This is a genomic window from Vulcanococcus sp. (assembly GCF_044369115.1).
Taxonomy (GTDB): Bacteria; Cyanobacteriota; Cyanobacteriia; order PCC-6307; family Cyanobiaceae; genus Vulcanococcus.
Window position 1 is genome coordinate 1 of record NZ_JBIPMN010000148.1, and the last position, 6,941, is coordinate 6,941.

At 62.4% G+C, this 6,941-nt stretch carries 12 protein-coding genes; 5 read left to right on the plus strand and 7 right to left on the minus strand.

The features are described from left to right. Window positions 1-115 precede the first annotated feature (115 nt). Window positions 116-1,159: a hypothetical protein gene (locus ACIQ2E_RS11135; RefSeq protein ID WP_398330319.1), complete on the minus strand. Its 1,044-nt coding sequence runs from the start codon at window positions 1,157-1,159 to the stop codon at window positions 116-118. A 4-nt stretch (window positions 1,160-1,163) separates the two neighbouring features. Then, window positions 1,164-1,538, minus strand: a complete 375-nt coding sequence (locus ACIQ2E_RS11140; RefSeq protein WP_398330322.1) for a J domain-containing protein — start codon at window positions 1,536-1,538, stop codon at window positions 1,164-1,166. Between the two features lie 211 nt (window positions 1,539-1,749). Between ACIQ2E_RS11140 and ACIQ2E_RS11145 the strand changes: the two genes are divergently transcribed. Further along, window positions 1,750-1,899 (plus strand): hypothetical protein, encoded by a 150-nt coding sequence (locus ACIQ2E_RS11145; protein ID WP_398330325.1) that lies wholly within the window; start codon window positions 1,750-1,752, stop codon window positions 1,897-1,899. 45 nt (window positions 1,900-1,944) lie between these two features. Here ACIQ2E_RS11145 and ACIQ2E_RS11150 read toward each other — a convergent pair whose 3' ends face one another. Continuing rightward, window positions 1,945-2,391 carry a hypothetical protein gene (locus tag ACIQ2E_RS11150; RefSeq protein ID WP_398330328.1) on the minus strand — a complete coding sequence of 149 codons (447 nt, stop codon included), beginning with the start codon at window positions 2,389-2,391 and terminating at the stop codon, window positions 1,945-1,947. Between the two features lie 247 nt (window positions 2,392-2,638). Here ACIQ2E_RS11150 and ACIQ2E_RS11155 point away from each other — a divergent pair, with 247 nt between their 5' ends. Continuing rightward, window positions 2,639-3,247, plus strand: a complete 609-nt coding sequence (locus ACIQ2E_RS11155) for a M15 family metallopeptidase (RefSeq protein WP_398330331.1) — start codon at window positions 2,639-2,641, stop codon at window positions 3,245-3,247. Here ACIQ2E_RS11155 and ACIQ2E_RS11160 read toward each other — a convergent pair. Beyond that, complete coding sequence (locus tag ACIQ2E_RS11160; RefSeq protein ID WP_398330352.1) at window positions 3,227-4,021, minus strand: penicillin-binding transpeptidase domain-containing protein; 795 nt, start codon at window positions 4,019-4,021, stop codon at window positions 3,227-3,229. The two genes, ACIQ2E_RS11155 and ACIQ2E_RS11160, sit on opposite strands and share 21 nt — an antisense overlap. Window positions 4,022-4,078: 57 nt before the next feature. On the opposite strand from ACIQ2E_RS11160, the gene ACIQ2E_RS11165 reads away from it, so the two are divergent. Both ACIQ2E_RS11165 and ACIQ2E_RS11170 read left to right on the plus strand, forming a co-directional pair. Continuing rightward, complete coding sequence (locus ACIQ2E_RS11165) at window positions 4,079-4,753, plus strand: hypothetical protein (protein ID WP_398330334.1); 675 nt, start codon at window positions 4,079-4,081, stop codon at window positions 4,751-4,753. Continuing rightward, window positions 4,750-5,343 carry a PAP/fibrillin family protein gene (locus ACIQ2E_RS11170; RefSeq protein ID WP_398330337.1) on the plus strand — a complete coding sequence of 198 codons (594 nt, stop codon included), beginning with the start codon at window positions 4,750-4,752 and terminating at the stop codon, window positions 5,341-5,343. The genes ACIQ2E_RS11165 and ACIQ2E_RS11170 overlap by 4 nt, the downstream gene beginning before the upstream one ends. On the opposite strand, the gene ACIQ2E_RS11175 is transcribed toward ACIQ2E_RS11170, so the two are convergent. The 3 genes from ACIQ2E_RS11175 to ACIQ2E_RS11185 form a co-directional block, all read right to left on the minus strand. Further along, a complete protein-coding gene (locus ACIQ2E_RS11175; protein ID WP_398330340.1) occupies window positions 5,306-5,671 on the minus strand; it encodes a hypothetical protein in 366 nt (121 codons plus the stop codon). The two genes, ACIQ2E_RS11170 and ACIQ2E_RS11175, sit on opposite strands and share 38 nt — an antisense overlap. Continuing rightward, window positions 5,671-5,940, minus strand: a complete 270-nt coding sequence (locus tag ACIQ2E_RS11180; protein ID WP_398330343.1) for a hypothetical protein — start codon at window positions 5,938-5,940, stop codon at window positions 5,671-5,673. Before ACIQ2E_RS11180 ends, ACIQ2E_RS11175 begins: the two co-directional genes overlap by 1 nt. Window positions 5,941-6,003: 63 nt before the next feature. Then, complete coding sequence (locus ACIQ2E_RS11185) at window positions 6,004-6,660, minus strand: L,D-transpeptidase (RefSeq protein WP_398330346.1); 657 nt, start codon at window positions 6,658-6,660, stop codon at window positions 6,004-6,006. Between the two features lie 58 nt (window positions 6,661-6,718). Here ACIQ2E_RS11185 and ACIQ2E_RS11190 point away from each other — a divergent pair. Then, on the plus strand, window positions 6,719-6,941 hold a 223-nt coding region (locus ACIQ2E_RS11190; protein ID WP_398330349.1), incomplete at its 3' end, for a YjbQ family protein.

Here is a 6,941-nt window from a genome sequence, read left to right on the forward strand (position 1 = left end):
CATAGCTTTAGCAATGAAGGGAACCTTTCGTCCAACATGCCCATCGAGTCAACAGAGTTCCATCCATTTTCTGTTGCACCAACACAAGATACCTCCCCGCAACTCAGTGGCAGCGCTATCTCCGGTGATACCTCAACTGCTGCCCCTCACGCTCACTCTGAAATCGCTGCAGGCGGTGTGTCAACGCCCGTAGCCGCTTCATATCACGCGAGTTAACCGGATCAAAGAGATCTCCCCGCGCGGTTTCGATAAAAACCAGCATATCCCTGGGTGCACAGGGTCCACTTTTCCAGCCATGGAACTCCCGATGCAGGTCCGGCGTTAGCACCAGAATGTTCTCGGGGAGGTCGGCAAGATCCGGGCGGCTTCTGCGGTCGAACAGATGGTGACCATCCAGGTCGATTTTATTGTGAACCGCCGCCTTCTTGCCGGTGACCTCACAGCGATGGCCAGCCGCCGCCTTGGCGCGCTTGATCGCCCTGTCGACTCCTTCAGTGAGGTAGCGAATCTCAGAGTTGAAACAGGCCTCTACCACTTCGCCCACCGCTTCGATCCAGGCCTGTCGTGTTTTGGTGATACGGCTGTTGGCCCGCATGTCACGCGCCACCCGGGCAATACCTCGCTGACTGATCAGTACTTGCCGCTCCTCACTCTCCAGGCAGTCTTTGTTGATCTCGAGGGCTACTTCTCCTTCTTCGGTGCCAGCAGTGCGCAGCCTCTCCCAGGAGTTGTTCAGACCCTTGTAGTTAGTTTGCAGTATCCCGACTGTGGTTTTGCGGCTGACGAAGGCCAGGTCGCCCAGGATCTCCAAGGTACCGCCGGCATCGATGAACTCCTGGGTGATCCGCCGCGACACCAGCAGCTGCTTGCGCTTCTGTTTGACTTTGAACAGCCTCTCGCGGAACCAACCCAGTACGCCCGTTTTCTCGGTGGCCTCGATATAGCGAGCTAGGGCCTCTACGCCTTCCTCGCTGAAGCGCCTTGGTCGCCGGCCATTGGTGCCTGCCGGCGCTGGTCCGGCGTACTTGAAATGTTCGCCCTCCACGAGCTCCCATTCGTCGTCGGCCTTGGCATCGAAAGCGTCGACAATATTGTAGAGGCTATCAATGCGTTTGCCAAGAATCCTTGCCGTTTCCTGGGCTGTCAAAAAGTCACGCATCGGCTCAGTGCATCAGGGCAAGGATCGAGTCCTTCATCGTCTGCAGCCGTTCCGCCACGCGGGCATCGCCACCATGATCGGGGTGGTGCTGCAGGATCAGCCGCCGGAACGCTTCTCGAACCTCATCGGAGGTGGCAGTTTTTGGGTCAAGACCGAATACAACCCAGGGGCGGAAATGCTTCAGCACGTCAATACCGTTGATCACGGTGGGGCCATCCTCAAGATTCCGCTCATTAACCGGAATGCCGATGAAGCGCCGATAGAGTACCAGCCAGTCCTCTTTGGTTTTCAGCGCCACATCTTCCCCGGTCATCGAGAGCTGGAAGTTTTTGTCCTTACGCAGCTGCGTAACGGTCTTGCAATGGAAATGGGTCAGCACCTTGTTCTTGATCTCGGCGGCGGTGGGTGGCTTGGGCTTCGATCGGCTTCTCCCAGCTCCCCATTGGCTAGGAGCGTCTGGATCAATGCCCTGACCTCGGCCAGCGTCAGCTTCTTACTTCGAGCGGCCACAGGCCAATGCTGGTGATTACTTTCATGCTGCCCAGCGATGGCTGGCGATGCATGGGAGCTTGGGAAATTTTCTTGTTTCGTTGGCCCTGCCCACGGTGACCCACCACCACTGCGGCATCCGCTCCACGGTGGGCACGCACCAGCTTCAGAAGACGGGGGCCTACACAGATAGGCCGCTCCTACCGAGCGTCACGGCTTCATTGCTCGAGCAGGTAAAGGGCGAACTGTGATATTGCGACTGAATCCACTGATCGGCCTACTGGCCGTGCTGTTCCCTAGTCAGCCGTCAGAATTTGCCCCCCCCAATTGGGGCTGTGGTTAAGCACAGCGGTACAGAACTGCAACAGCTCCTGCGGTGTCATGTCGTGCTTGGCGTCATTCGTGCGCCAGGCGCAGATCACAAAGTCGGGCTCTGGTTGGTTGGTACGGTAATCGATGGTAGGGAGCATCGAGTAGCGCTTCTTGTGCTCGCCTTTGCCCTCGGCAGCTTCACGGTTGTCGTAGGTGCCGATCAGCTCCCACTCGAGCCACTCCCCGGTCCAGTGGTCGTGCCCCTGCGAAGCCAACACCGCTTCATGGATCTCCAGCCGGTACTGCTGCACGTTGCCCTCGCCGCCGCGTTTCTGATCCCGCTTGGCCAGGGTTACCGCCTTGCGCTGCACCCAGCCCGGGTAGGTGCCTTTGGCGGCATCGGGCATCCAGTCGGGGGCGGGGGTGCTCATCGCGGGCCCGTGCGCAGCAGGGGTGATCTTGAACATCCTGAAGCACACCAGCCTGTGCCATTCGTTGCCTGGATTTGACACCGATGCACGGCGCCACAGCGCAGCTAGGGCAAAGGTTGTGGGCAGAGATCCCATCCGCCCATGCTCCGCATCCACGGCAACCGTGACAGCCTGCTGGCCGCGCTCACCAATCACTGGCTCCATCAACAGCTCCTTCGCTATGCAGGGGAAACAACGCGCGCATCGCGTGTTCAGGCCTTTTGTTTCTTTTCTGATCGCCCTGGCTCTGGTTCCAGAACAGGCAGCACCCCTGCAGTGCACGGGGATTGAGCTGGTGTCGCTGCTGCAGCTCGAGCCGAGGCCGCTGTTTGAGCTCCGCTACGCCAGCCCTTACAACTTCCTTGGCACCACGCTCTACCCGCAGCTGGATCCGCAGCTGCGCTGCCCGGTGGCCCTGGCACTGCAGCAGGTGCAGCAAGACCTAGCTGCCCAGGGCCTCGGACTGAAAGTGTGGGATGCCTACCGGCCCCTCGCCGTGCAGCAGGCGATGTGGGATGCGATCCGCAATCCGCGTTACGTGTCAGACCCGGCGGTGAACGCTGGCCGCCACACCCGTGGCACCGCTGTGGACGTAACGCTGGTGGATCGGCGCGGCAATCTCCTACCCATGCCCACCGATTTCGACGACTTCAGCGAAGCCGCCCACGTGGATGCCGCCGGCATCGCCCCCGAGCGCGCCGCCAACGCCCGCCGCCTGCGCGAGGCGATGACGCGCCGCGGCTTTCAAGCCTTCCCAACCGAGTGGTGGCATTTCGATTGGAAAAACTGGACTGAGTTACCGGTTATGCGGCGGTAGAACACCCAACGCCCGCAGGCTGTCTCGTCCAAGCTGTTCGCGCTTGCGGGCATCCACTGATCCGCGCATGGCGATGTTCAGCGCGAAGGGATAGGCCTGATCACCACGCTGCACCCAGCCCACCCACCAACCCACGCCGGCATCCGGAGCGTTCTGCCATCCAGTTTTGGCATGCAGGCTCCAGCCCGGGCCTCCATCAATGCGGGTGATCTCGGCCACCTGTCGTTGCGCAGCCACCGGAAACGGCAGGGTGCGCTTCGCTAATCCAGCGAGACAGTGCGTCTGCTCGATGGCGCTGATCGCGAGGGGCCCACGCAACCAAAAGGTAGTCACGTTGCTTCCGATTTGCTCATTGCCGTAGTGCAACCGGTGAATGGCGGCCTGCATGCGCACCAGCCCGATGCGCCGCGCCAGCTCCTGATACAGCGGCACATTCGACACACGAATCGCACCGCGCATACCCATCGGCTCATGCCACTCGCGCATGAACGGATTGGGATCACCTCGATACGGGATCAGCTCATCCACATTGGCCACCACCCCCAGCGAGAGGGCGATCAGAAAGTTGAGGATCTTGAAGGTGGAGGCGGGAGTGAAGCGCTGCTCAGCCCGCGTGCGGTTGGTGCCGCGCCACACGCCGCTTGGCTCATCCAGCACCACAAAGGTGCCATCCACGCCCGACTGCTCAAACAAGGGCCGCAAGGAAGGTTCCTCACGCCAGGTGAGTGCAGCCACCGGGGTGGCGTTGATCAAGGCGACGGCAACACCGGCCATCCATGCCCGCAAATCCACGCGTGGTGCCATCGCGCAACGTCCGCCATCCTGGATGGCATGAATCATCCCCTGGTGTTTGTGATCGCCCCAGCCGCCTCCCTTCCAGAGGGGGAAGCGAGCTGGGACGATCTGCTCACAGCCCAGCGCCAGGGACCCGGCGGCGCCTTTGCCCTGCGTCTGTTCTCCGCAGCTGGCACCGCCGCGGATCAGCTCAAGCAGCTTCCCTGGGAGGGTGCGCTGGAACCGCCGAGCAGCGGCCAACAGCGCCGGCTGATCTGTGATGCGGTGGTGCCCCAGTTCGACCCCCGCAGCAATGCCATCGGGGTGTTTAGCCGCAACGGCGAAGCCGGCAGCTATCGCTGCCTCGATCGCTTTCCCTTGCTGGACGCCAACAACGAAACCTGCTGGTTTTATCCCACCCACGACGGCTCCTTTCTCAGCTGGGAGCGCGCCCTTGCCATCACCCTGGAACCTGGGATGGTGGCGGCAGACACGCAGCCCCAGGCGCCCACCAGCTACAAGCGCAGCGAACTCAAACTGCTCTGGAGCCTCCTGGCCGACGACGTGAGCCTCACCTGCGTGGGCCTCACCTATGGCGGGCAGCGCATCGAATGGTCCCAGACCCACAGCCGCCCGGAGCCAATGGCCACCTGGAGTCTGTTCACCGTCGACACCCAGGCCGATGTGGCCCTCACAGTGGAGGCGTCGCAGACGGTGTTTCTCAACCAATGAGCCAGGCCTCTGAGCAGCAACGGCTGGAACTGCTCGAGCTGCTCCAGCAGGAGCCCCGCGGCAGCGCCAACCGCCAGGGGGATCGCATCAAGGCGCTGATCTCCGCTCTCGAGCAGACGCAACCGGCCGATCTCTCCAGGCCAGAGGCACTGCAGCAGCAGGAAGGCGTTTGGGAACTGCGCTGGAGCAGCAGCAGCGAGCCCTATCTGGCGGTGGCTCCCTGGCTCGAAAACTTGCAGTGCCTGGCGCCATCGCAAGGGCGGGGCATGAACCTGCTACGGCTCAGCGGCTCGCTCTCCTCCCTGGCCGGGATCGCCGTGGAAGCTTCCATCGCGGTAGTGGAAGCAGAGCGAACGCCCTGCCAGCGGGTGGAGGTGCGCTTTCGCCGCGGCGGCTGGCTGGGGCCAACCGTTGGAGCCAACCGATTGCAATGGCTCCGCAGCGTGAACCAAAGCTTCCCTGCCTGGCTCGACATCACCGTGCTCGATGCCAACCTGCGCGTGTGCCGCGGCAATGCGGGCACGCTGTTTGCGCTCACGCGACGCCAGGATCTCAACCTGGCGGATCTGCTGCTGACGCCCCAGAACTGAGCGAGGCGAACACCTGCTCGATCGAGCTCAGGTCGAAATCGGTGTTGGTGAGCACGGCCGTTTCGAAGTCTTCCTGGAAATCAGAGAGGCTCTGCTGAATCTGCTCCGCCGTGCCCTCTCCCGGCATCGGAGCTGTGGATCGGCCCTGATCGTCGCGGGAGAAGATCCGCCAGAACGCCAACACCGCTTGCTGCCCAGGCGTGAGCGAACGCGAGCCAAGCGTCCAGGGGTGAAGCGCGGCGAGCTGCTTCACCTGCTGCCAGCCGGGATGATCGGCAAAGCCGGCATCCACCGCCGAGAGGGCCACCAGAAAGTCGTCCTCGCTCATCACGGCTCGCGCTTGTTGGCCAAACCGCCGTTGCAGTAATTCACAGCAAGGGCCGGCCGTTCGGCCTCCGGCAGGTTGGGGATGTTGCGCTGCAACCAACCCAGGCTCGCGTTGTAGCACTTGTTCCAACGCGAGGATTCACCGGCGATCGGCCCGAGCGACAACGCGATCGACACCGAGCTCGCCGTGGCAATCAGCGCGAGCACAGGAAACAGGTGGGCATTGATCATCTCGCGCACCGTGAGCTTGCGTCCGTCGTGATCAGCCATGGCAGGGGGTGCTGCAGCTGCAGGCACTCTGCCGTTCTCACCGCGATCCCGCATGAATCCGGCTCAGGGCGTGCAAGGCCCATTGGCCGTGACCACCACCTCATCGCCCAGCTGCACTGAGTTGAGCAAGGTCTTGAGCACAGGCTCGGCCACATTCACGCAGCCGCCGGTCACCTTCTGGCCGATGCGCTGATCGTTGTTGCTGCCGTGAATGGCGAAGCTGTACCAGCGAAACTTTCCGTCGTAGGTGTTGAACTTGAACGGCTGTTTCACGCTGTTCACCGGCGCCAGGCTCACATAGCCGATGCCGTATTCGCCCACTTCGCCATCGCCGCTGAAGTCGATCGCGTTCATGCTCTTGAACAGGGATGCCTTCAGCTCCGCTTCGCTCTTGCCGGATTGCTTGATCAGCGCCGGATCCATTTCAAAGCGATCGTTGCTGAGAATCGCATTGACCTTGAACCGGCCCAGGGGCGTGTAGCCCTCTTCAAAACGGCTACCGGCGCAGGTCACGCCAAGCCGTCCGTACCCCACTTTGAAGATGGTGCGCTCGCTCCCCAGCGGCAACACGCCAAAGCTTTTGGAGGGATCCTTCAGATCCAGCTCGATCCGGACAGGTCCCGAGAGGGGCTGAGTGCCCGGCTTCTCAGGCTCCCTCGCGGCGCAGCTGCTGAGCACCAAGGCCAGACCCACCAGGCCAAGGGAGGGGAGTCGGCGCATGAGGGCTGGGCAGCGTCGCGCCCATGATGCCCGCACGTGGCCAAAAGCGCCTCCCGCCATGACGCACCAGCTGATCAGCCTCGCCAGCCACAAGGCCTTCCAATGCCAGACCATCACCACGCAGGTGCGTGCCTTCGTGCGCCAGCAGGGAGGGCGCGAGGGTGCCGTGGTGGTGTCGGGCCAGCACACCACAACCGCCGTGATCATCAACGAGCTGGAGGAGCGGCTCCTGCTCGATATCGAGCACTGGCTCAGCCAGATCGCCCCATCAGCCGGACCCT

Coding starts and splice junctions, on each gene's coding strand:
- ACIQ2E_RS11135 (WP_398330319.1), bottom strand. CDS start 1,159: ATGCGTGACTTTTTGACAGCCCAGGAAACGGCAAGGATTCTTGGCAAA.
- ACIQ2E_RS11150 (WP_398330328.1), bottom strand. CDS start 2,391: ATGAGCACCCCCGCCCCCGACTGGATGCCCGATGCCGCCAAAGGCACC.
- ACIQ2E_RS11160 (WP_398330352.1), bottom strand. CDS start 4,021: ATGGCCGGTGTTGCCGTCGCCTTGATCAACGCCACCCCGGTGGCTGCA.
- ACIQ2E_RS11165 (WP_398330334.1), top strand. CDS start 4,079: ATGAATCATCCCCTGGTGTTTGTGATCGCCCCAGCCGCCTCCCTTCCA.
- ACIQ2E_RS11170 (WP_398330337.1), top strand. CDS start 4,750: ATGAGCCAGGCCTCTGAGCAGCAACGGCTGGAACTGCTCGAGCTGCTC.
- ACIQ2E_RS11175 (WP_398330340.1), bottom strand. CDS start 5,671: ATGAGCGAGGACGACTTTCTGGTGGCCCTCTCGGCGGTGGATGCCGGC.
- ACIQ2E_RS11180 (WP_398330343.1), bottom strand. CDS start 5,940: ATGGCTGATCACGACGGACGCAAGCTCACGGTGCGCGAGATGATCAAT.
- ACIQ2E_RS11185 (WP_398330346.1), bottom strand. CDS start 6,660: ATGCGCCGACTCCCCTCCCTTGGCCTGGTGGGTCTGGCCTTGGTGCTC.